The 22,403-nt window shown below is 60.0% G+C and carries 20 protein-coding genes; 12 read left to right on the top strand and 8 right to left on the bottom strand.

Annotation, left to right across the window (positions count from 1 at the left end; genetic code table 11):
- Nucleotides 1-106: 106 nt before the first annotated feature.
- The 6 genes from E6C55_RS23795 to E6C55_RS23770 all read right to left on the bottom strand — a co-directional run bounded on the left by E6C55_RS23795 (nt 107) and on the right by E6C55_RS23770 (nt 6,400).
- Nucleotides 107-1,729, bottom strand: a complete 1,623-nt coding sequence (locus E6C55_RS23795) for an extracellular solute-binding protein (protein WP_136372323.1) — start codon at nt 1,727-1,729, stop codon at nt 107-109.
- A gap of 72 nt (nt 1,730-1,801) precedes the next feature.
- Nucleotides 1,802-2,674: a carbohydrate ABC transporter permease gene (locus E6C55_RS23790; protein WP_136372322.1), complete on the bottom strand. Its 873-nt coding sequence runs from the start codon at nt 2,672-2,674 to the stop codon at nt 1,802-1,804.
- Nucleotides 2,675-2,693: 19 nt separating this feature from the next.
- On the bottom strand, nt 2,694-3,551 hold the full coding sequence (locus E6C55_RS23785; protein WP_136372321.1) for an ABC transporter permease: 858 nt from the start codon (nt 3,549-3,551) through the stop codon (nt 2,694-2,696).
- A 367-nt stretch (nt 3,552-3,918) separates the two neighbouring features.
- The gene (locus E6C55_RS23780; RefSeq protein ID WP_136372320.1) at nt 3,919-5,358 is read right to left on the bottom strand and encodes an epimerase; all 1,440 of its coding nucleotides are present in this window, start codon (nt 5,356-5,358) and stop codon (nt 3,919-3,921) included.
- 23 nt (nt 5,359-5,381) lie between these two features.
- Entirely contained in the window at nt 5,382-5,822 is a 441-nt protein-coding gene (locus E6C55_RS23775) for a hypothetical protein (protein ID WP_136372319.1), read from the bottom strand.
- Nucleotides 5,823-5,965: 143 nt separating this feature from the next.
- Complete coding sequence (locus E6C55_RS23770) at nt 5,966-6,400, bottom strand: DUF2621 domain-containing protein (protein WP_136372318.1); 435 nt, start codon at nt 6,398-6,400, stop codon at nt 5,966-5,968.
- 144 nt (nt 6,401-6,544) lie between these two features.
- Between E6C55_RS23770 and E6C55_RS23765 the strand changes: the two genes are divergently transcribed.
- The 6 genes from E6C55_RS23765 to E6C55_RS23740 all read left to right on the top strand — a co-directional run bounded on the left by E6C55_RS23765 (nt 6,545) and on the right by E6C55_RS23740 (nt 13,739).
- On the top strand, nt 6,545-7,666 hold the full coding sequence (locus tag E6C55_RS23765) for a deoxyribonuclease IV (RefSeq protein WP_136372317.1): 1,122 nt from the start codon (nt 6,545-6,547) through the stop codon (nt 7,664-7,666).
- A gap of 31 nt (nt 7,667-7,697) precedes the next feature.
- A complete protein-coding gene (gene purU, locus E6C55_RS23760) occupies nt 7,698-8,597 on the top strand; it encodes a formyltetrahydrofolate deformylase (RefSeq protein WP_136372316.1) in 900 nt (299 codons plus the stop codon).
- Nucleotides 8,598-8,697: 100 nt separating this feature from the next.
- Entirely contained in the window at nt 8,698-10,713 is a 2,016-nt protein-coding gene (tkt, locus tag E6C55_RS23755; RefSeq protein WP_136372315.1) for a transketolase, read from the top strand.
- Between the two features lie 110 nt (nt 10,714-10,823).
- Nucleotides 10,824-11,138 (top strand): pyrimidine/purine nucleoside phosphorylase, encoded by a 315-nt coding sequence (gene ppnP / locus E6C55_RS23750; protein ID WP_136372314.1) that lies wholly within the window; start codon nt 10,824-10,826, stop codon nt 11,136-11,138.
- A gap of 122 nt (nt 11,139-11,260) precedes the next feature.
- Nucleotides 11,261-11,521, top strand: a complete 261-nt coding sequence (locus E6C55_RS23745; protein ID WP_136372313.1) for a hypothetical protein — start codon at nt 11,261-11,263, stop codon at nt 11,519-11,521.
- A 565-nt stretch (nt 11,522-12,086) separates the two neighbouring features.
- The gene (locus E6C55_RS23740) at nt 12,087-13,739 is read left to right on the top strand and encodes an FAD-binding dehydrogenase (protein ID WP_136372312.1); all 1,653 of its coding nucleotides are present in this window, start codon (nt 12,087-12,089) and stop codon (nt 13,737-13,739) included.
- 25 nt (nt 13,740-13,764) lie between these two features.
- Here E6C55_RS23740 and E6C55_RS23735 read toward each other — a convergent pair whose 3' ends face one another.
- On the bottom strand, nt 13,765-14,646 hold the full coding sequence (locus E6C55_RS23735; protein WP_136372370.1) for an NAD(P)-dependent oxidoreductase: 882 nt from the start codon (nt 14,644-14,646) through the stop codon (nt 13,765-13,767).
- 782 nt (nt 14,647-15,428) lie between these two features.
- Here E6C55_RS23735 and E6C55_RS23730 point away from each other — a divergent pair.
- Complete coding sequence (locus tag E6C55_RS23730) at nt 15,429-16,784, top strand: glucose-6-phosphate isomerase (RefSeq protein ID WP_407923764.1); 1,356 nt, start codon at nt 15,429-15,431, stop codon at nt 16,782-16,784.
- A gap of 105 nt (nt 16,785-16,889) precedes the next feature.
- Entirely contained in the window at nt 16,890-17,522 is a 633-nt protein-coding gene (locus E6C55_RS23725; protein ID WP_136372311.1) for a YigZ family protein, read from the top strand.
- 2 nt (nt 17,523-17,524) lie between these two features.
- Here E6C55_RS23725 and E6C55_RS23720 read toward each other — a convergent pair whose 3' ends face one another.
- Nucleotides 17,525-17,926, bottom strand: a complete 402-nt coding sequence (locus E6C55_RS23720; protein WP_136372310.1) for a secondary thiamine-phosphate synthase enzyme YjbQ — start codon at nt 17,924-17,926, stop codon at nt 17,525-17,527.
- A 246-nt stretch (nt 17,927-18,172) separates the two neighbouring features.
- Between E6C55_RS23720 and cysT the strand changes: the two genes are divergently transcribed.
- The 4 genes from cysT (at nt 18,173) to E6C55_RS23700 (ending at nt 22,193) form a co-directional block, all read left to right on the top strand.
- Nucleotides 18,173-18,979: a sulfate ABC transporter permease subunit CysT gene (cysT, locus tag E6C55_RS23715; RefSeq protein WP_407923765.1), complete on the top strand. Its 807-nt coding sequence runs from the start codon at nt 18,173-18,175 to the stop codon at nt 18,977-18,979.
- Between the two features lie 2 nt (nt 18,980-18,981).
- Nucleotides 18,982-19,776: a sulfate ABC transporter permease subunit gene (locus E6C55_RS23710; RefSeq protein ID WP_136372368.1), complete on the top strand. Its 795-nt coding sequence runs from the start codon at nt 18,982-18,984 to the stop codon at nt 19,774-19,776.
- Between the two features lie 33 nt (nt 19,777-19,809).
- Nucleotides 19,810-20,874: a sulfate/molybdate ABC transporter ATP-binding protein gene (locus E6C55_RS23705; protein WP_136372308.1), complete on the top strand. Its 1,065-nt coding sequence runs from the start codon at nt 19,810-19,812 to the stop codon at nt 20,872-20,874.
- 227 nt (nt 20,875-21,101) lie between these two features.
- Complete coding sequence (locus E6C55_RS23700; RefSeq protein WP_136372367.1) at nt 21,102-22,193, top strand: sulfate ABC transporter substrate-binding protein; 1,092 nt, start codon at nt 21,102-21,104, stop codon at nt 22,191-22,193.
- Nucleotides 22,194-22,403: the final 210 nt, after the last annotated feature.

Raw genomic sequence — 22,403 nt, 5'->3', positions numbered from 1 at the left:
GAATTCAAACCCCAAGCGGCGACCTGGCGGCTCCCCGTCGGTCAACCGCCTGGTGTTCCGCTCATCCAGAATGACGAACCTGTGCTTTGACGTAAGCTGAAAATGTTTAGTTGGAGTAGCGTTCGTAGGCTTGCGAATAGGCGTCCATATATTGGCTGAGCCCCATCTTGTTCAGCGTGCTGACGTACTTGTCCCAATCGGTAAACGGAACCTCGCCGGTAATGAATTTAACTCTCATCTCCCCGATATACGTGGAGATGTCGTTGCCGACCGAAGACAGAAGGTCCGTCTCCTCTTGCGTATAAGTGAATTCCGGCCATACTTCCGTCGGGAAGTGATCCTTGACGAGCTCGGTCGCCGCGACGGCGGAAGGGAAGCTCGAGCCGCTCTTCGTGTAAGCGGAGGACTGGATGCCTGGGAAGGAACCGCCCGGCCATGCCAGGTACTGCCCTGCGGCTTCGTCCAGCGTCAATCCGTTGGGATTGTTCGTAATTTCGTCGACGTATTGATAAGTGCCGTCTGCGCCTTTGGTATAGGTTTTGCCTTCCACGCCCATCAGGTACAGCCTGGAGCCTTCGTCGGAGTACCAATAATCGACCCACTTCATCGTTGCTTCCGGGTACTTGTCGGCACTTGTGATGACGAAAGCGCCCGAGGCCCGCACAAGCGGATTGACGGCGGCGATCAGTTGATCGCCATAAGGGCCCTTCAACGCGTTCATGCCCGTGTAGTCGTTCTTATGCGTGTTGCCGATCGGAACCGGATTGGCGAACACGAACGCGCCAACCGTATTCGCTTCTCCCTTGGCGGTCAGTTTGGCATTGTCCATCGTGAAGATCTCCGGGTCCAGGAGCTTCTCCTTATACAGCTTGGCGATGTATTCCAGCAGGGACTTGTAGCGCTCGTCCGTCGGGGTGAACCTCAGCGAGCCGGTCGACTCGTCGATATCGACCCAAGGGTGGACGAGTCCGCCGCGGGTTCCGAGACCCCAGAAGCCTTTGAGCGAATCGACAATGGCGGAGATGCCGGGCGCGGTCAGCGGAATCTCGTCGGCCACGCCGTTCCCGTTGCTGTCGCCGTTCTTGAAGGCAACCAGCAGGTCGTAAAATTCGTCGGTCGTGGTCGGCAGCTTGGCGCCGAGCTTGTCCATCCACACTTGATTGGCAAACATCTTGTACCCGTAATTGGCCGATTGGAATTCGCTGTAGTACGGCAAGGAGTAAATGTTGCCGTCCGCCTGCGTGATCGCTTTCTTGACGTCCGGGTGATCTTCCATCAGCTTCTTGAAGTTGGGAGCATACTGGTCGATCAGATCGTTTAACGGAATAAAGGTGCCGTCCCCGCCTCTGGCGGCCAGATCGGCGTTGCTCAGTTGAGCGCGGAAGATGGCATCCGGCAGAGAGCCGCCGGCCAGCAGGATGTTGCGCTTCTCGGCGAAGTCGGAGTCCGGCACGGCGTTCCAATTGATGTGAATGCCGGAGATTTTCTCATACTCCTGCCATACCAGCATCGTATCGTAGTCGCCGTGCGTCGACGCCTTCGAGATCAGCATGTTCAGCTCGGCGGGGGCGGCGGACGATGCTGCTGCGGACGATGCGGCGGGCGAGGCGGCGGAGGAGCCGCCTGCGGTCGTCGCAGGAGTGTTGTCCGATGAGTTGGCGGAACAGCCGAGGGTTGTCAGGGTAAGCGCGGCGCCGATCGCGGCCAGCAATGCTTTGGTACGTAACACGTTGAGATTCCTCCCCGTAATGGTTGAATGATGGTTAAATGGAGTTGAATTCCGTTTGCCCTCCGGCAAAGCCTAGCCTTTAATCGCCCCGATCATCATGCCTTTCACAAAATAGCGCTGGAGCAGCGGATACAGCAGCAGCACGGGAAGGCTTGTCACGATGATCAACGCGTACTTGATGCTCTCGGCCATCAGCAGTTGCGTCGCCGCCGATTCCGAGGATTGATCCATCATCTGCTGCATCTGGCTGTTGATGAGAATCTGGCGGATAACGAGCTGGAGCGGGTACTTGTCCGAATCCGAGAGGTAGATCAGCCCGTTAAAGAATGCATTCCAATGCCCGACACCGTAGAAAAGCACCATGACGGCGAGGATGGGGATGGACAGCGGCAGGACGATGGTCATGAGCAGACGCGTCTGCGAGCTTCCGTCGATGGCTGCAGCCTCATGCAGCTCGCTCGGGATATTCTCGAAGAATGAGCGCATGACGATCAGGTTGTACACCGACACGGCGCCGGGCAGGACCATGACCCAATACGTGTCGATAAGGCCAAGCGACTTGATGACGAGGTAGGAAGGAATGATTCCTCCTCCGAAGAACATCGTCACGAGCAGGAACATCATCACCCACTTGCGCCCCGGCAATCCGGCGCGCGAGAGCGGATAGGCACCGAGGATCGTCATGACCAGATTGATTAGCGTGCCGGTCGAAGCATAGAGCAGCGTATTGCGGAATCCGGTCCAGATCTCGTCGTTGCTGAACACCCGATTGTAAGCCTCAAGCGTAATTCCCTTGGGCCACAGCAGCACTTCGCCGCGCATGACTCGCAAGGGGTCGCTGATCGAGGCGCTGGCTACGAAGATCAAAGGGTACAGCACCGCCAGAAGGATGCACGTCAGAACGATTCCGTTGAGCAGGTTGAACAGCCGTTCTTCATTGCGCATGAGAGTTATCGTTCGCCTCCTACCATAAGCTATTGCCGCTTATGCGCCGAGCGGCCCGGTTGACAACGAGAAGCAGCAGCAGATTCACAACGGAATTGAACAGGCCGACGGCGGAGGCGAAGCTGTACTGCGCGCCCAAAATCCCGCTGCGGTACACATAGGTAGCGAACACGTCGGAAGCCTCTCTGTTCAACTCGTTCTGCATCAGGAACACCTTCTCGAAGCCGACGCTCATCATGGAGCCGACCTGGAGAATAAACAGGATCATAATCGTGGACAGAATGCCCGGAATGTTGATATGCCGGATGCGCTGCATTCTCGTTGCGCCGTCGATCATCGCAGACTCATGCAGATGAGGATCGATGTTGGTCAAGGCGGCAATGTAGATAATCGATCCCCAGCCTGCCGTCTGCCAGACGTTGGAGCCGACGAACAGCGTCTTGAACCAGGACGGCTCCGTCATGAACGAGATCGGCTCGATGCGAAACCACGAGAGAATGTGGTTGACGACGCCCGTCGTCGGAGACAGGAAGACCGTCAGCATGCCGACCAGGACGACGGTGGACAGGAAGTACGGCGCGTAGGTGACGGTCTGAACCGTTCGCTTGAATCGTGCGCTGCGCACTTCGTTGATCATTAAGGCCAGCAGGATCGGGATCGGGAACGCGACAGCCAGCTCGTACAGATTGATTCCGACCGTATTGATCAGCAAGCGGTTGAAGTAGTAAGAATTAAAGAATCGATCGAAGTTTGCGAAGCCGACCCAATCGCTGCCGAGAATGCCTTTGGCGGGAGAGAAGCGTTTAAACGCAATCTGCACGCCGTACATCGGCCAGTAGTGGAAGATGAGAAAATACAGCATGACCGGCAGCAGCATCAGATACAGTTCCCAGTACCTTGCGAGTTGTCGATTTACCCTTCTCGTGACGAATTCACCTCCTTTCGCAAATTTAAGGAACAAAAAAAGAGAAAGCTGCAAACAGCAAACAGAGGAATACCCACTGTTTACTGTTCAGAGCTTTCTCTTGGTCCTCACTCTAAACAGAACGATGATACGTTCAGTCTATGCAATTGTTGTTCTTGGTTGGCGTTCCCCTGCTGCGAATTCATTATCTCCTTCCTGCGTTCTCGGAATGTTAACCAAGATGCAGAGGAAGGTCAAAATTGCGGCAGAAGATACGCCAAGTAAATATGATAACGCTTTTATACCGCGAATTCGCCCTTCTGTCAAGACAGCAAATCTCTCATGACAGCAAATCTCTCAGCGCGTCTTCCAATCGCGGATAGGAGAAGACGAAGCCGTAATCGAGAGCTTTGCGCGGATAAGCGTGCTGGCCCGTCAGCAGGAGCACGGATTGCTCGCCGAGCGCCTTCTCGACCAGAGCGGTCGGGGCATGGAACCAGTATGGCCGGCCGGCGACATGGGCCAGCGTTCGGCCGAATTCGTCGTTGTTGACCGGGTCGGGGGCAACGGCGTTCAGCGGACCGGACAGCCCGGGGTGGTCGAGGCTGTACAGGATCAAGTTCACCATGTCGTCGATATGTATCCAAGGGAAGCCTTGCATGCCGGAGCCGATCCGGCCGCCCGCGAACAGGCGGAAGGGAAGGCGAAGCAGCGGGAACGTTCCCCCGTCCCGGCCGAGCACCAGGCTGATGCGGAGCTTGACGATCCGCTCGATCGGGATTCGGTCGACGGCTTCCTCCCAGGCGACGACGACCTGGCCGAGATAGTCCTCCGGGTTCGCCGGGGAGGATTCGTCGAAGAACTCCAAGTGCTGCAAGTGCTCCAAGTGCTGCTCCTCCGCGCGCTGTTGTCCGCGCATCCAGGGGATGTCCGCTTCCTGAAGCTCGTCCGCGAAGTCAAACGAATCGCTCTCGTCCGCTTCCGTCTCCGCCTGCCCGCTCTGCTCCGAACGAAGCTTGCGCAGCAGTTCCGCCAGATCGGCCCCCGAGTCGAAGGAATCGGACGGATCAGCGGAATCCTCCGCGCCGACCGAATCCCATTCGATCGGTTCTTGCTCGATCGATTCTTGTTCGATCGGCTCTTGCTTCGTCGGCTCCCGCTCGTCATTCCGGCTCGCCTTCGCCGCCGACGAGAAGCCCCGGATGCCGACGCGTTCCGCCGTGATCGGCTCGAACGCCGCGCCCCCCGCGTCTCTCGAGTTATCGATATTGTCGATACCCGGCACCGGGAAGCCGTCAAGCTCGTCCTGCTCGTGCTGAGCGTTCCGTCTCCGCTCGGCCAGCTTCTTGCGCGCTTCGGACAGCGCGGAGCGAACCTTCTTGAGCGCCTTCAGCTTCTGTCGCTTCAGCAGAGGAGAGTTGGAGTGACCGTAGATGGAGATGCCGGACGCATTCACGAGGATATGCGGAGGCTGATCCATTCTGCGTACAATATCTTCGATCCGGAGAGCGGTAAGCGTACGCGAGATCAGAATCTGTCGCTTCCGCTCCTCCGTCCATTTCTTCCCGACGCTCTCGCCGGCCAAGTTGACGATCGCGTCGATGCCGTTCCATTGCCAGGGCTGCTGCGACCATTCCTCCCAGGTCGCATAAAGCAAGCCCGCGACGGGAGCCGCGGGCAATTGGCGCGTGACAATCCAGACTTCATCTCCGCGTTCGAGCAGAGCTTGCGCGAGGGCGTTCCCGATAAACCCTGTTCCGCCGCATAGCATTAGGCGCATGGGCACGCACTCCTTCTCTTGATCTATTGCTTCTCGATGGCGACGATCGTGTATTGCTTCAGCGTCTGACCGCCGGAATCGACGTTCGCTTCGGTGTATTCGAACTTCACTTGCACACCTTCATCCCAATCGGCCACTTGCTCCGAGATGTCGGAGCCGATCTGGAACACCGTAGCCTGTCCGCCCACCTCGACCTCGATGGAGTGGCTGTCCACCTGGCCATTGTACACGCCGCTGCCCTCCAGCTTCGTCGCTTCGTTCGAAGCGGACGGGGACGCCGGGGCGGACGGAGAAGACGACGGGCTGGATTCCGGAGAAGAGCTTGCCGATGCCGTAGGCGAAGATTCGGCGCTCGGGGTCGCGTTCGTATTCTTCGCATTGTTGTCGTTGCTGCACGCGGCAGCCAGCAGAAGCATCGATAAGATACCTATTGTCCATGCTGTGTTTTTGCCAAGTCGTTTCATGGGTGAACACCTCCAAGAGAATACGTCGATCTAGGCTGCAGTGGAACTCCCTTATAAGAGGTTAGACGACGAGATGGGCCAAAGGTTTCGAAAATTCCTCGAATTGCCGGAGAAGGCAGGCGAGCCCTGTCGCTTATCCGCGGTTAGCCGAGGAGATGGCGATACGGCGAGTAGTCGATCCGGTTCTCCTCCAGGAAGCTGATCAGGAAGCTGTGATCGCGCTTCGGCGTCGCCAGAATGTAGCCTTCAATGCAGTGAGCCTCCGTCACTTCCGTCGCTCCGCTCTCCACCGCCAACTGCCCTATTTTCGCAGCGATCGAATGCTTGGCAATGTCGCGGAATGCCGTCGGAACCGGAGAGGCCAGCTTGTCCAGAAGCTCCTTCGAGTGGTCGGTCCAGAGCGGTCGGCTCCGTTCGACCCAATAATTCTGCCAATCGAGCTTGGACTTGCCGTCTTGCTTCGGGAGCACCTTAAGGAATTTGCGGAACATGAAGAAGCCGCCGATGCTCATGAAGGCGACGAGCACGATGGTCCAGAAGCCTATGAAATAAAGAAACCAATCGGGAGTAGAGTTCATCCGGGATCACCTCATCTTGAAATTATATCCGATTTCTTTATTTATTTCGACGTTCAAGTTACAATAAGGACGGATTTAAACAAGAACGGATTCAATCCGGCAAGCCCGCGCGGATCGCGGGAAGCTTAAGGAGAGGAGTCGGACATGCTGAAGATCGGATCTCACGTATCGTTCTCGGACCAAGGACTGCTTACCGCAACGAAGGAAGCGGCATCCTACGGGTCCAGTACATTCATGATTTACACCGGAGCTCCCCAGAATACCCGCCGCAAGCCGATCGAGGACCTGTTTATCGACGAAGGCAGGCAATTGATGGCGCAGAACGGCATCGGGGAGATTGTCGTGCACGCTCCTTATATCGTTAATCTCGGCTCCTACAAGGCGTCGACGTTCGACCTCGCCGTGACGTTCCTGCAGGAGGAGATTCGCCGCACCCACCGGATCGGCGTGCGCAATATCGTGCTCCATCCCGGCGCCTACACCGAGAAGGACCCCGAGTACGGGGTGGCCCGGATCGCCGAAGGCTTGAACGAGGTTCTCGCCGGGACGCGGGAGACGGAAGTGAACATCGCGCTTGAGACGATGGCGGGCAAGGGGACGGAGATCGGCCGCAGCTTCGAGGAGATCGCCTCCATTATCGAGCAGGTGGAGGACAACCATCGCCTCACCGTCTGCATGGATACGTGCCATATGCACGATGCCGGTTACGATGTCGTGAACGACATCGACGGTGTGCTGAAGGAGTTCGACCGGATCGTCGGGCTGGATCGCGTGGCGGTCGTCCACGTGAACGACAGCAAGAACCCGCGCGGCGCGGCGAAGGACCGTCACTCCCCGATCGGCTCCGGCTGGATCGGCTTCGAGGGCATCCGGAACGTCGTGCATCATGAAGCGCTGCAGGGACGCCCGTTCATTCTCGAGACCCCTTGGATCGGGCAAAAAGAAAGACCGATGTACGAGGCGGAGATCGCGCTGCTCAGAGGCGACGTGGAGGAACGGTTCGGCGGCGAATTCCTGGAGGATGTCGAGCGCATCCACTTCCTCTTCGAGAAGGAGACGATCGTTCCCCGCCTGTACGTGCTTGGCACATGGGAGACGCTCAAGAATGACGCGAAGGCGAAGAAGGCCGACCCTCGCGAGCCGATGGAACGGCTCTACGACCTGCTGATCGCGAATTCGGTGCTGTCCGCCGATTACTCGGAAGAGCAAGTGAATCAACGATTGACGGTTGCGCTGGCGGGCAAGGAATGGCTCGCGAAGCTGTAAACCGGGATAGCCAGGAGGATCAAAATCGACCATGAGTTCAAGCCAGCACCCTTCCGAGCGGGGACGCCAAGACAGCAAGGCGAACCGCGCCCGGATGCTGATCTCCTGCCCGGACCGGGCGGGAATCGTCTCTGCCGTATCGCAGTTCCTGTACGACCAAGGCACCAACATCGTCTCTTCCGACCAATACACGATGGACCCGGACGGCGGCATGTTTTTCATGCGTGTCGAATTTGACTTGGACGGGCTTGAGACCCGGCTCGCCTCGCTGCAGGAGGACTTCACGAGGGTGGCCGACCGCTTCGACATGCGCTGGAGCGTCTACCGGGCCAGCCGCCGCAAGCGCATCGCCATCTTCGTCTCGAAGGAGGACCATTGCCTGCTGGAGCTGCTCTGGCAATGGCAATCGGGCGATCTGGACGCGGACATCGCGATGGTCGTCAGCAACCACGAGGACAGCCGGGCGTTCGTCGAATCGATCGGGCTCCCGTTCCACTACATCCCGGTGACGCCGGGGACGAAGGAAGAGGCGGAGCGGAAGCAGCTCGAGCTGATCGAAGGCAATGTCGACCTGATCGTGCTGGCCCGCTATATGCAGATCGTCACCCCGAAGTTCATCGAGAGATACCCGAATCGGATCATCAACATTCACCATTCGTTCCTGCCCGCCTTCGTCGGGGCGAAGCCGTACGACCGGGCCTACCAGCGCGGCGTGAAGCTGATCGGGGCAACCGCCCATTACGTAACGGAAGAGCTGGACGCCGGACCGATCATCGAACAGGACGTTCAGCGGGTCAGCCATCGCGACAACACGGCCGAACTGAAGCGCATTGGGCGCCACATCGAGAGAATCGTGCTTGCTCGGGCGGTTCGCTGGCATGTGGAGGATCGACTGGTTGTTTACCGCAATAAGACCGTTGTGTTCGAATGACTTGTACGGACAAGTTATGGCGGGACCAAGCGGTGTCGTGGTACAATAGGCAAGATTATTTAGGGAAAAACGCGAACAATGTCTGAGGAGGACAAGATTCATGACTGCAAGCTCGAAGACGATTGAACAATTAGCCGTAACGACCATCCGCACGCTCTCGATCGACGCGATCGAGAAGGCGAAGTCCGGTCACCCGGGCATGCCGATGGGCGCGGCTCCGATGGGGTACCAACTGTTCGCCAAGACGATGGCGCACAACCCGTCGAACCCGGAGTGGATCAACCGCGACCGCTTCGTGCTGTCGGCCGGACACGGCTCGATGCTGCTCTACTCGCTGCTTCACCTGAGCGGCTACGACCTGCCTCTCGAAGAGATCAAGAACTTCCGTCAATGGGGCTCGCTGACTCCGGGACACCCGGAATTCGGCCATACGGCCGGCGTTGACGCAACGACGGGACCGCTCGGCCAAGGCTTCGGCATGGCGGTCGGCATGGCGCTCGCGGAAGCGCACCTGGGCGCGACCTACAACCGCGAAGGCTACGACCTGATCAACCATTACACATACGGAATCTGCGGCGACGGCGACCTGTCCGAGGGCATCTCGAACGAAGCGGCTTCGATGGCCGGCCACCTGCAGCTCGGCAAGCTGATCATGCTGTACGATTCGAACGACATCTCCCTCGACGGCGAGCTGAACCTGTCGTTCTCCGAGAACGTGGCCAAGCGCTTCGAAGGCTACAACTGGCAGGTGCTGCGCGTCGAAGACGGCAATGACTTAAGCGCGCTGGCTAAGGCGATCGCGGAAGCGCAAGCCGAGAAGAGCAAGCCGACGCTGATCGAAGTGAAGACGGTTATCGGCTACGGCTCCCCGAACAAGGGCGGCAAGGGCGGCCACGCCGGTCCTCACGGCTCGCCGCTGGGCCTCGAAGAAGCGAAGCTGACGAAGGGCTTCTACGAGTGGGAAGGCGAAGACTTCCACGTTCCGGAAGAAGTTCGCGCCCACTTCGCGGAAGTGAAGAAGCAAGGCGAAGAAGCGAACGCGGCGTGGGATGCGCTGTTCGCGAAGTACCAAGCGGCTTATCCGGACCTTGCCGCTCAATTCAACAACGCGGTCGGCCGCTACCTGCCGGAGGGCTGGGATGCGGAGCTTCCTTCCTACTCTACGGAGGACAAGCCGCTGTCCACTCGCGTCGCATCCGGCAATGCGCTGAACGGCCTCGCGAAGAACGTTCCGCACCTGCTGGGCGGCTCCGCCGACCTTGAGAGCTCCACGATGACGCACCTGAAGGGGCTGCCGCAATTCAAGGCCGGCCAATACGAAGGCCGCAACGTGTACTACGGCATCCGCGAATTCGCGATGGCGGCGGCGATGAACGGCGCTTCCTTGCACGGCGGCGTGAAGATCTTCGGCGGCACGTTCTTCGTGTTCACCGACTATCTGCGCCCGGCCGTTCGTCTGGCCGCAATCATGAAGCAGCCGGTTGTGTACGTCCTGACGCATGACTCCATCGCCGTCGGCGAAGACGGACCGACGCACGAGCCGATCGAGCAGCTTGCTTCGATCCGCGTCATTCCGGGCCTGACGGTTATCCGTCCGGCGGATGCGAACGAGACGTCCGCAGCATGGGCTTACGCGGTCGAGAACAACGACAATCCGGTCGCTCTCGTGCTGACTCGCCAGAACCTGCCGGTTCTGCCGGGCACGCAAGAGAACGCTCGCGAAGCGATCAAGAAGGGCGGCTACGTGATCAGCGAAGCCGCGAACGGAGCGCCGCAAGGCATCCTGATCGCGACAGGCTCCGAGGTGCAGCTCGCGGTGGCTTCCCAGAAGGCGCTGGCCGAGCAAGGCATTCACGTGCGCGTCGTCAGCCTGCCGAGCTGGGATCTGTTCGACAAGCAGCCGAAGGAGTACAAGGATAGCGTTATTCCGAAGACGATCAAGGCTCGCCTTGCGATCGAGATGGCTCATCCGTTCGGCTGGGATCGTTTCGTCGGCGACGAAGGCGCGATTCTCGGCATCGACAAGTTCGGCGCTTCCGCTCCGGGCGACCGCGTCATCAAGGAATACGGCTTCACGGTCGAGAACGTCGTCGAGCAGTTCAAGAAGCTGCTGTAAGCTGCAACTTGAACAGAGTGATAGAGTGAGAACCAAGCGTAACCAAGTGTAATCAAGCGTAACCAAGCGTAACCAAGCGCTCCACCATACCTGAGGAGGACACACCAGCCATGTCGCAACAATTCGATCAAGTATCCGTCGTTAAGCAAGCCAACATTTACTTCGAAGGCAAGGTGACGAGCCGCACCGTTCTGTTCGCGGACGGGACGCGCAAGACTCTCGGCATCATGCTGCCGGGCGAATACGAATTCGGCACGGCCGCTGCCGAGCTGATGGAGATTCTCGCAGGCGAGCTGACGGTTCAACTGCCGGGCAGCGAAGAGTGGATCGCGATCTCCGGAACGGGCGAGTTCCGCGTCCCCGCCGACTCCAAGTTCAAGCTGCAAGTTGCACAGACGACCGACTACATCTGTTCGTACCTGTAATCGCGCGGGGAGCAGACGGTATCGGGGCGGAGCGAACAGCGACGCCAGTCACGGCGTGTATAGCAAGCTCGGCACACAGCCGCTTTGCAAGGTTTCCGGGACCTTGCAGGGCGGCTTTTGGTGTGGAACGAGGAAGCAGCAGCGGAGTGCAAAGCTTCTATGCCGCCTATAGGAGGACGGGAGGGGGCAATGAGTTGGCGAAGTGGAGGAGACAGACGGTGGAGGTGGTGACGGACGCGAGGAGGGGGGGCGGCGAAGTTAGCGAGGACGGGGACGTAGCGAGGCAGCGAAGGAACGAGACCGGCGCAGCCGGGAGGACGGGGACGATGGTGAAGGCGAAGTTGAAGTTAGCGAGGACGGGGACGATGGCGATAGTTGGCTAGGACGGCGATCCCCCGCAGTTTGCCGGGATTTTATGTGAAAATTCACATTGGCGCGTTCAAAAACGGGCGGTTTGGACGATTTTATGCGAAAAATCACATACGTGGGGCTATTCCGGACGCGAGGTGCCGCATGTATGCTAAAAACCACATAAAACACCTCAATTCATCCGCAACCCGCGCCAACGAATGTGAAAAATCACATAAAATCGCATGAACCGCCGGATCAATACCTTCTCCATGCCGATGATTCGATAACACAAGGGAGGGAGCGGAGAAGGGATGGAAAAGAGCGGTGCCCGGAGCGGCAAAGTCGAGGCGAGTCAGTGGAGGAGCCTCATCGGCGTGGCGACGGAGCGGGAAGCGGCGTAGAGAGCTAGTGGGGAGAGCTTGCTTATCGCGATACATCAGCAGGTTCAGGAGAGGGTTGGTAGCGGGGGCGGCAGGAGTTCGTATGCGGGACGTATAAGTTGTTAATGTATAAGTTAATGTAGCAGAGAAAGTAAGCGCTTCATTCGGCAACGTTCGACGGCGATGTGCTTGGGAGACCATAAGCGGAGGGATCGGGATGGAGAAGGATGTTATCGTCGTAGGAGCGGGGCTGGCGGGATTGGCTGCGGCGGCGGAGATCGCGGACGGTGGACGGACGGTGCTGCTGGTGGACCAGGAGCCGGAGGCGTCGCTCGGAGGGCAAGCCTGGTGGTCGTTCGGCGGTCTGTTTCTCGTCGATTCGCCGGAGCAGAGGCGGCTCGGGATCAAGGATTCGCGCGAGCTGGCGTGGCAGGATTGGCTTGGCTCGGCGGGCTTCGATCGGGAGGACGAGGACAGTTGGGCGCGGAGATGGGCGGAAGCCTATGTTGAATTCGCAGCCGGGGAGAAGCGGGAATGGCTGCGCAGGATGGGCATCCGTTTCTTCCCCGTCGTAGGCTGGGCGGAACGCGGCGGCTACTTGGCCGAAGGGCATGGCAACTCGGTGCCGCGCTTCCACATCGTCTGGGGAACGGGACCGGCGATCGTCGCTCCGTTCGAGGCGCGCGTCCGGCAGCATATGCAGAGCGGCCGACTCGCCTACCTTCCCCGCCATCGCGTTGACCGCTTGCTGACCGAGAACGGCTCCGTCGTCGGTATTGCCGGGGCCGTCCTCGCTCCGAGCGCGGCCAAGCGAGGCGAGCCGAGTTCGCGCGATGTCGTCGGCGACTTCGAGTATCGCGCGCAGGCGGTTCTCGTCTCGAGCGGAGGCATCGGCGGCAACCCGGAGTTGATCCGGCAGAATTGGCCGGCGCGCTTGGGAGAGCCGCCGAAGCGGATGCTCGCCGGCGTGCCGGCCCATGTCGACGGCCGGATGCTCGGCATCGCGGAGAGCGCGGGCGGACGCATCGTGAACCGCGACCGCATGTGGCATTACACGGAAGGGCTCAAGAACTGGGACCCGGTCTGGAGCAACCACGGCATCCGTATTCTGCCGGGTCCTTCCTCCGTCTGGCTGGATGCGGAAGGGCGGCGATTCCCGGCGCCGGCGTTCCCTGGCTTCGACACGCTCGGCACGCTGGAGGCGATTCAGAAGACCGGTTACGATTACTCGTGGTTCATTCTGACGAAGAAAATCATCAAGAAAGAGTTCGCGTTATCCGGCTCCGAGCAGAACCCTGACTTGACGGGCAAGAGCATCCGGAAGGTGCTCGGCCGAGTGCTTCCTGGAGCGCCGGGACCGGTGCAGGCGTTCATGGATCATGGGGAAGACTTCGTCATCGCGGATGATCTTCGGGCATTGGTCGAGGGGATGAACCGGCTGACGGGGAGCCCTCTGATCAGATTCGAGGACATCGAGAGGACGCTGCGGGCAAGGGACCGGGAGATGGTGAACAAGTTCACGAAGGATCTGCAGATCACGGCTCTGAGAGGAGCGCGCAATTATATTGGCGACAAGCTGATCCGCGTCGCCTCCCCCCATGAACTGCTCGATCCGAAGAACGGCCCCCTGATCGCCGTACGGCTGAGCTTGGTCAGCCGCAAAACGCTGGGGGGCCTGCAGACGGATCTATCGGGCCGGGTTCTGAATGCCGAAGGCGCGCCCGTTCCGGGGCTTTATGCGGCGGGAGAGGCAGCGGGATTCGGAGGGGGCGGCTTGCACGGCTACCGGGCGCTCGAAGGCACATTCCTCGGAGGATGCCTCTTCAGCGGAAGAACGGCGGGAAGAGGCATTGTGGAGGATTGCCGATAGACGGATCGATTTTGCCGTGCCGGAATTAGATTTTCCTCCCGATCCATTCCTCGTAAAGCTTGGCAAGCGCCGCGAGGTCATCTTCGCCGTAGCCCTTCGTCTGGCCAGCCTGGAAGAGACTCTTGGCGGCTTCGAGCATCGGCGTCGGCACGTTCATTCCGTCGGACAGGACGGAGCCGAGCTTCAGGTCCTTCAGCATCAGGGCGAGGGAGAACTGGACGGAGTAGTCGCCTCCGATAATCTTGACGCCCTTCAGGTCGGCCTGCTTGCTCGCGGCGCCTCCGCCTTGGACGACACGCAGGAACGACTCCATGTTCAGCCCGCCCTTGGCGGCGATGGCCATCCCTTCCACGAGGCCGGCGGCATTGATGCCGACGATCGTGTTGTGGCACAGCTTCGCGGTCGCGCCGCTGCCGCTCGGGCCCATGTAGACGATCTCCCGTCCCATCGCGAGGAACACGTCGCGGTTCGCTTCCACGACGGCTTGGTCGCCGCCGACCATGAACAGCAGCGTGCCGGCGATCGCGCCGTCTTTGCTGCCCGTCACCGGCGAGTCCAGGAAGGCCGCTCCCTTCTCCGCCGCGCTGCCCGCCAGGCGAACGGCCAAGGCGCTCGAGATCGTGCTGCTGTCGATGACGACGGCCCCCGGCTTGAGGCCGGCAAGGATGCCTTGCTCCCCGTAGTAAACCTCTTCAACGGCCGCGTCGTTGCTAATAATCGAGACGATGATATTCGCAGCTTCGGCGATGGAGAGCGGGGAAGCGGCTTCCGTCGCTCCGAGCTTGACAAGCTCGTCCGCCTTGCCGGGCGTGCGGTTGTAGACCGCGACTTCATACCCCTTGCGAAGCAGGTTGGCCGCCATGGGCGCTCCCATTGTTCCGAGTCCGATGAATCCGATTGTGGGCAGGTTAGGCATACAATTCTCTCCTTCTCGTGTCGATCTCTGTTTAGCTATCATTATAGAGGACGAGTTGAAGGAAGCAAAGCGCGCTAGCCAAGCCCAAGCCAAGCCTCGTATGCTCAAGCCCGCGCAAGTCGGGGAGCAGCGCAAATGCCGGAAAAACCGACATTTGGGGCGCGGGAGTAGCTAGGGAGCTACGCGAATGTCGGAAAAACCGACATTTGGAGCATGGGAGCAGCTGGAGAGTGGCGCAAATGCCGGAAAAACCGACATGTGGAGCACGGGAGTAGCCGGGGAGCGGTACGAATGATGGAAAAACCGGCATTTGGAGCGGTATGGGAGGACAGTTGGAGACATGGAGACGATTGTTGGAGTGACCACTCTCCAGGATAGCCTGCTCTTCGCAGACGAATGCCTGAAAAATCACCATTCAGCTCGCTAACAACTCCTCCCGAGTAACTGAATGCACAAAAAATCAGCATTCAAGGTCCGGGAGCCACGCCGAAGCACCTGAATGCTCAAAAAATGGCCATTCACGTTGCCGAAGCTCCGAGCGAGCACCTGAATGCCGAAAAAACCGGCATTCGGGGCGCGAAAGCGACTTGCGTGTCGCTACGCCGATCGGCCGGCCACGAGTCGCCGTGCTCTCGGGCCCTCGCCCTCCGCACCTTCCCGATTTTCCCGCACCTTCTCGTGCCCCGCCCAAGCTTGTACGAGCCGCGCGCATGGAGTATTCTAATGCTAGGCCATCCACGGGTGGGAAAATAGGGAAGCAAGGAAGGGAGCTCATGCAAGTGAGTCAAAGCATTCGTCTGGACTATTCCAAAGCCTTGAAGTTCATCGGGCAGCACGAGATCGACAATCTGGCGCCGGCCGTCAAGCTCGCGCATGATCAGTTGCATAACGGGACCGGAGCGGGCTCCGATTACCTGGGCTGGATCAACCTGCCGTTCGACTACGACAAGGAAGAGTTCGCCCGTATCCGGCAGGCGGCGGCCAGAATCCAATCCGACTCCGAAGCATTAGTCGTCATCGGCATCGGCGGCTCCTATCTCGGCGCCCGCGCGGCGATCGAGATGCTGTCGCATTCCTTCTATAATACGCTCTCGAAGGAGCAGCGCAAGACGCCTCAGGTGTTCTTCGCGGGCAACAACATCAGCTCCACCTATATGACGCATCTGCTGCAGGCGCTCGAGGGCAAGGACTGGTCGATCAACGTCATCTCCAAGTCCGGCACGACGACCGAGCCGGCGGTAGCCTTCCGCATCTTCAAGGAAGCGCTGGAGAACAAGTACGGCAAGGAAGCGGCCAAGAAGCGCATCTACGCGACGACGGACAAGGCGCGCGGAGCGCTGAAGAAGCTGGCGGACGAGGAAGGCTACGAGACGTTCGCCATTCCGGACGACGTCGGCGGCCGCTACTCCGTGCTGACGGCGGTCGGTCTGCTGCCGATCGCGGCGGCCGGTATCGACATCGAAGCGATTATGAAGGGCGCGCAGGATGCGGCGACCCTCTACAACACGTCCAGCCTCGCGGACAATCCTGCTTACCAATATGCGGCGATCCGCAACGCGCTGTACCGCAAGGGCAAGACGGTCGAGATTCTCGTGAACTACGAGCCGGGCCTCCACTTCGTCTCCGAATGGTGGAAGCAGCTCTACGGGGAGAGCGAAGGCAAGGATTATAAGGGCATCTATCCGGCGTCCGTCGACTTCTCGACCGATCTGCACTCCATGGGGCAGTTCATTCAGGAAGGCAACCGCATCATCTTCGAGACGGTGATTCAGGTCGGCGAGGTGAAGGACCAGATCACGATCAAGAGCGATCCGGACGATCTGGACGGCCTGAACTTCCTGGCGGGCAAGACAATCGACTTCGTCAACAAGAAGGCGTTCGAAGGGACGATTCTCGCGCACACGGACGGCAATGTGCCGAATCTTGTCGTGAATATCCCGGACATGAGTCCGCACTCCTTCGGCCAGCTCGTCTACTTCTTCGAGATCGCCTGCGGCGTCAGCGGCTATCTGCTCGGCGTCAATCCGTTCGATCAGCCGGGCGTGGAAGCCTACAAGGTGAATATGTTCGCGCTGCTCGGGAAGCCGGGATTCGAAGAGAAGAAGAAGGAGCTCGAAGCCCGCTTGTAAATCCGCCAACGTTGCGCCAATCGCCGATGGTTCCGGTCCGCCCTGAAGCGCAGAGGCGGGCCGGTTTTCTTTTTCACAATCGAACGAATCGGAGGGGCAGATCATATGTTAGCGAAGTACGCAACGGTTCGGCAGTACGGGGAAGCGGAGATTGTCATCAAGAAGTCGAGGTTCATCGGCCATGCGAAGCCGGTGGAGAGCGAACAGGAAGCGGTCCTCTTCATCGAGGAGATCAAGAAGCGGCACTGGAACGCCACCCACAACTGCTCGGCCTACGTGATCGGGGAACGGGACCAATTCCAGAAGGCGCTGGACGACGGGGAGCCGAGCGGCACGGCGGGGCGGCCCATCCTAGAGGTGATCAAGAATCGCGGGTTCAAAAACACGGTTGTCGTCGTCACGAGGTACTTCGGAGGAATTATGCTGGGCGCGGGCGGTCTCGTTCGTGCTTATACGGACGGAGCGGTCGCCGGCACCGATGCCGCGGGTCCCATCGTGAACGTCCTGCACCGCGAGGTCGTCGTCGATGCCGATTACACCTGGTATGGGAAAATCGAGAACGAGCTGAGAGGGCGAGGAGTGCGAGTGGGGGACGTCGGGTTCACGGATCGGGTGCGCGTCGTCTGTCTTCCGGAAGCGGGCGAAGCCGAGCGATTCGCCGCGTGGATGACGGACCTGACGCAAGGGCAGACCGTCATCGAGCTTGGCGAGGAGAAATACTTCGTCGAGGGGGAGTAGGCTCAGCCCTCCAGTGTTTTGACGAAGCAGGTGCGGTCGCGCGGGCCGTCGAACTCGCAGAAGTAGATGCCCTGCCAGCGGCCGAGCAGCAGCCTGCCCTGCGCGATGATGACGGTCTGCGACGTGCCGGTCGTGATCGCCTTCAGATGGGAGGCGGTGTTGCCTTCGGCATGGCGGTAGCGCGGATGCTCCCACGGGTATACCTCGTCCAGGCGCAGCAGCACGTCGTGCTTCACGTCCGGATCGGCATTCTCGTTGATCGCGATTCCCGCGGTCGTATGGGGACAGTAGACGATGGCGATGCCGTCTTGGATGCGGGCTTGCGATACCGCTTGGGCAACCTCGGCGGTGATGTCGAGCATCTCGTCCCGGCGGCGGGTGCGCAGATTTATTTGCTTAAGCATGGCGGCTCCTCCTGTTCGATGAATATGGTCTCGATTATAGCGGAGGAGGGCGGCTTTCGACAATGCGGAGGCTGCTCGCAGGGGAGCTCGAGAAGATATGTCCATTTTGTTACATAAAAAGGGTGCTTGTTCGACTTTTTCTCATTGACGGAGAAAGTCCCTTCTGCTATTGTAATAATACCTACTAAGTTAATAGGAATTATATTGTTGTCCCACATCTTCGGGAGGTTCGCATACGTGACCAACATGCTGCGGAGCCGATGGTGGAGCTGGGGTTTTCGCAGCGCCGTCATGCTTTACTTCGTCGTTCTGATCGTCTGTCCTATTCTCGGTATTTACGGCCAATCGTTATCGGGAGGCTGGTCCTCATTCCTCGATAATCTCACGGAGCCGCTTGCCTGGAACGCCGTCCTGCTGACGGTTAAGCTGGCGCTTGTCGCCACGCTGATCAATGTCGCCGTCGGCACGATGTCGGGCTGGGTTCTGACCCGGTATCGCTTCCCCGGCCGCAAGCTGCTCAACAGCATGGTCGATCTTCCGTTCGCGCTGCCGACGGCGGTCGTCGGGCTGATGATCCTGCTGCTGCTCGGGCCGCGAAGCGCGGTCGGCAAGTGGGCCGATTCGCTCGGGTTCACGATTCTGTTCCATCAGCCGGCGATCGTTGTCGCGATGGTGTTCGTGACGTTCCCGTTCGTCATCCGCGCGGTGCAGCCGCTGCTGGAGGAGATCGACGCCTCCGAGGAGGAAGCGGCGTATACGATGGGCGCAACCAAGGCGAAGACGTTCTTCCGGGTCATTCTGCCGAATATGATGCCGGGCATTCTGAGCGGAGCGATGCTGGCGTTCTCGCGGGCGCTCGCGGAGTTCGGCGCCGTCGTGCTGGTGGCGGGGAACATCCCCGGCCGCACCCAGGTGGCGTCGGTGTACATCTTCGGGCAGATCGAGAGCGACCACCCGGCCGCGGCCGCCGCGGTGTCGGTGCTGCTGCTCACCTTCTCGTTCGTCATCCTGTGGCTCGTGAATTACGTGCAGACGAGGAGGACGGCGAGATGACGATCAGAAGACTATGGATTGGCCTCACCTTCGTCCTGTTCGGGCTCCTGCTCGGCATTCCCGTCGTTCGCATCGCCATCGGAGCCTTCGACGGAGGCTGGTCGGGGTTCATCGATGGTGTCGGACGACCGGAAGCGCTGCACGCGCTCATGATGACGGGGATGATCGTCGTCATCGTTACGGTGATCAACACGATTTTCGGCGTGATGCTTGCGCTCTATCTCGTGCGCGCCAACTGGCTCGGCACACAGCTCAAGCGGCTGCTGAACAGCATCGTGGACCTGCCGTTCGCGGTATCCCCGATTATCGGGGGCCTGATGATTGTCCTGCTGCTCGGACCGGACGCGGCTCTCGGCGCGCTGCTGAACAAGGCGGGCATCGATATCGTGTACGCGCTGCCCGGCATGGTGCTCGCGACACTGTTCGTCACGTTCCCGCTTATTATTCGCGAGGTTATGCCCGTGCTTCAGGAGATCGGGGCCTCGCAGGAAGAGGCGGCGCACATGCTGGGCGCTTACCCGTGGACGACCTTCTGGCGCGTCACCTGGCCCTCCATTCAATGGAGCGTCGTCTACGGAGTCGTGCTGACGGTAGCCCGGACTCTAGGCGAATTCGGGGCCGTGCTCGTCGTCTCGGGGAACATCCTGTTCAAGACGCAGACGGCGACGACGCTCGTCTACCAGGACGTGGAGAACTTTAATGTCACGGCGGCCAATTCGGTTGCGCTTGTGCTCGCAGCCTGCTCCGTCGGCCTGCTCCTGTTCATGGAGTGGGTCAAGTCCCGCAAGGAAAACTAACGATCGTCCATTATCCAGAAGGGGTGCTTGCTCATGCATGTTGAAGTGACCGGATTAAACAAGAGGTTCGGCGAATTCCAGGCGGTCTCAAGCGTCAGCTTCTCCATTGCGAAGGGGCAGCTCATCGGCTTGCTCGGTCCGAGCGGCGGCGGCAAGACGTCCATTCTGCGCATGCTGGCAGGCCTCGAGACCCCGGATAGCGGCGATATCGTGTTCCACGGACAGAGGGTCAACGATCTTCCTCCCCAGGAGCGGGGGATCGGGTTTGTTTTCCAGAATTATGCGCTGTTTAAGCATATGACGGTCGAGGGCAACATCGCGTTCGGCCTGGAAGTCAAGAAGTGGAGCAAAGCGAAGATCAAGGAGCGGGTCGCCGAGCTCGTCGAGCTGACCGGCCTCTCCGGCTTCGAGAAGCGCTATCCGCACCAGCTCTCCGGCGGCCAGCGGCAGCGCGTCGCGTTCGCCCGGGCGCTCGCTCCCGAGCCGCAGCTTCTGCTGCTCGACGAGCCGTTCGCGGCGATCGACGCGAAGATCCGCCACGAGCTCCGTTCGTGGCTGCGCGAGATGATCGACCGCCTCGGCATCACGTCGATCTTCGTCACCCACGACCAGGATGAAGCGATCGAAGTGGCGGACGAGATCATGATCATCAGCAAGGGAGTGCTCGAGCAGAAGGGCTCTCCGTGGGAGATCTACAAGGACCCGAAGACGCCGTTCGTCGCCAGCTTCATCGGGGAATCGACAATCGTGGAGAACATCGCCTCGCTGAAGGGGTTCCAGGAAGCGGCCAATTGGCCGGGCACGAAGGCGCTGATCCGCCCGGAATATATCGAGATCGGCAAGGAGAACGAGTTCACGCTGCTGTCGGCAACGGAGATCGGCCAGGTGAGCCACATCCACTTCCGCGGAAGCGAGTGGCTCGTCGAGATCCAGATCGGGGACACCAAGCTGGTGACGTACCGTTCGCTCGAGAAGGACGTTCTGAAGGTCGGCGACGAGGTTCACGTGCTCGTGCATCGGGCTTACTTGTACAACGAGCAGAACAACTGGGTCATGGAGAACGCCTTGAAGGCGGATCTTCTGTCGGTCTATATCTAAACGCTCGTTCCGCGGGGGCGCTTTGGTGCCGGTGAAGGGCGGAAGCGTTGAGGTGTGGGGAGAAGGGCAAGTTGAAGGGCGGAAGCGTCAGGCAGGAGCGTCAGGCAGGAGCGTTAGGCAGAAGCGTCAGGCAGGAGCGTTGAAAGGCAGGAGCGTTGAAAGGCAGGAGCCTACGGAGGCACTGCAGGGAGGTCGCAATCATGCATCGCGTTAGTCAACATACATTCATGCGGAGCGGCAGACTGTCGCGCCTGGCCTTGGTCGGGGCGCTTCTCGGAGCGCTGGCCGCCTCCCTCGTCGGCTGCGGGAGCGGCTCGGCCGGAGAGCCGGCGGCCTCCAGCGGGGCGGCAGGCACGTCCGGGAGCGCCGCATCGTCCGACCGGGAGGTCACGCTCGTGATCGGAGCGTATTCCGTCGCCAAGGATGCGCTGCAGGCGATTATGCCGCTGTTCCGCGAGGAATGGAAGGCGAAGACCGGGCAGGACGTCCGCTTCCAGGAATCGTATGAGGCGTCCGGCACTCAGGCGAGGTCGATCGCAGGCGGCTTCAAGGCGGACGTGGCCGTTCTGTCGATGGAAGGCGACATGGACAAGATCGAGAAAGCCGGCCTGATGGGAGACCGGTGGCGCAGCGAAGACGACGGGGGCATGATCACGCGCTCGATCGTCGTCATGGGCACAAGGGCGGGCAACCCCCTCGGCATCCGGGACTTCGAGGACCTGGCGAAGCCGGGAGTGAAGGTGCTCTACCCGAATCCGCAGACGTCTGGCGGCGCCCAGTGGGACATCAACGCGCTCTATGGGGCGGGGCTGATGATCGCGGAGGAGCAGACGGGCCGGAAGGACGAGGCCGCGGCAAAGCAATTCCTTGTCGACATCCACCAGAATGTGGAGTCGATGGACAAGAGCGGGCGCGCCTCGATGGCGGCGTTCGAGTACGGAGTCGGCGATGTGATCGTCACGTACGAGAACGAGCTGCGCGCGCGGATTGCGCAGGGGGTCGATTACGAGATCGTTACGCCGAGCCGCACGATTCTGATCGAGAACCCCGCCGCGGTGGTCGACAAGAACGCGGATGAGCACGGCGTCCGCGATGTTGCGGACGCGTTCGTCGAGTACCTGCACGGCGACGCGGCGCAGGAGGTTTTCGCGGAGAACGGATTCCGTCCCGTGTCCGAGACGGCAGCGAGATTATGGGACGGCAAGTTCACCGAGCCGGAGAAGCTGTTCGACATCAGCTACCTCGGCGGCTGGGATTACGTGCGCAAGGAGCTGTACTCCGACCGCGGCGTCTGGTATCAGGTGCTGGCGGGGCTGTGAGCGGGATAGGCAAGGAAGACAGGCAAGATAGCGCGACACAAGGAAGCGAGGCACCAGGGCTAACAAGCCCGAGGTGTCTTTTTTTGACATAATAGAATTTATAACTTTTCGGGTGTGGAGTGGGTCTTCACGTTCTCTTTGTTGTTTGGTACATTTGAAACATGGAGCCGAATATTCTCAAGCGAATTTTGTTCGATGAAAGAGGCCACT

Origin of the sequence: Cohnella fermenti (assembly GCF_004801405.1) — a bacterium.
In the GTDB taxonomy this organism is placed as follows: Bacteria; Bacillota; Bacilli; order Paenibacillales; family Paenibacillaceae; genus Cohnella; species Cohnella fermenti.
The sequence above is the reverse complement of the archived record's forward strand: the minus strand, read 5'-3'. Positions and strand labels throughout refer to the sequence as shown.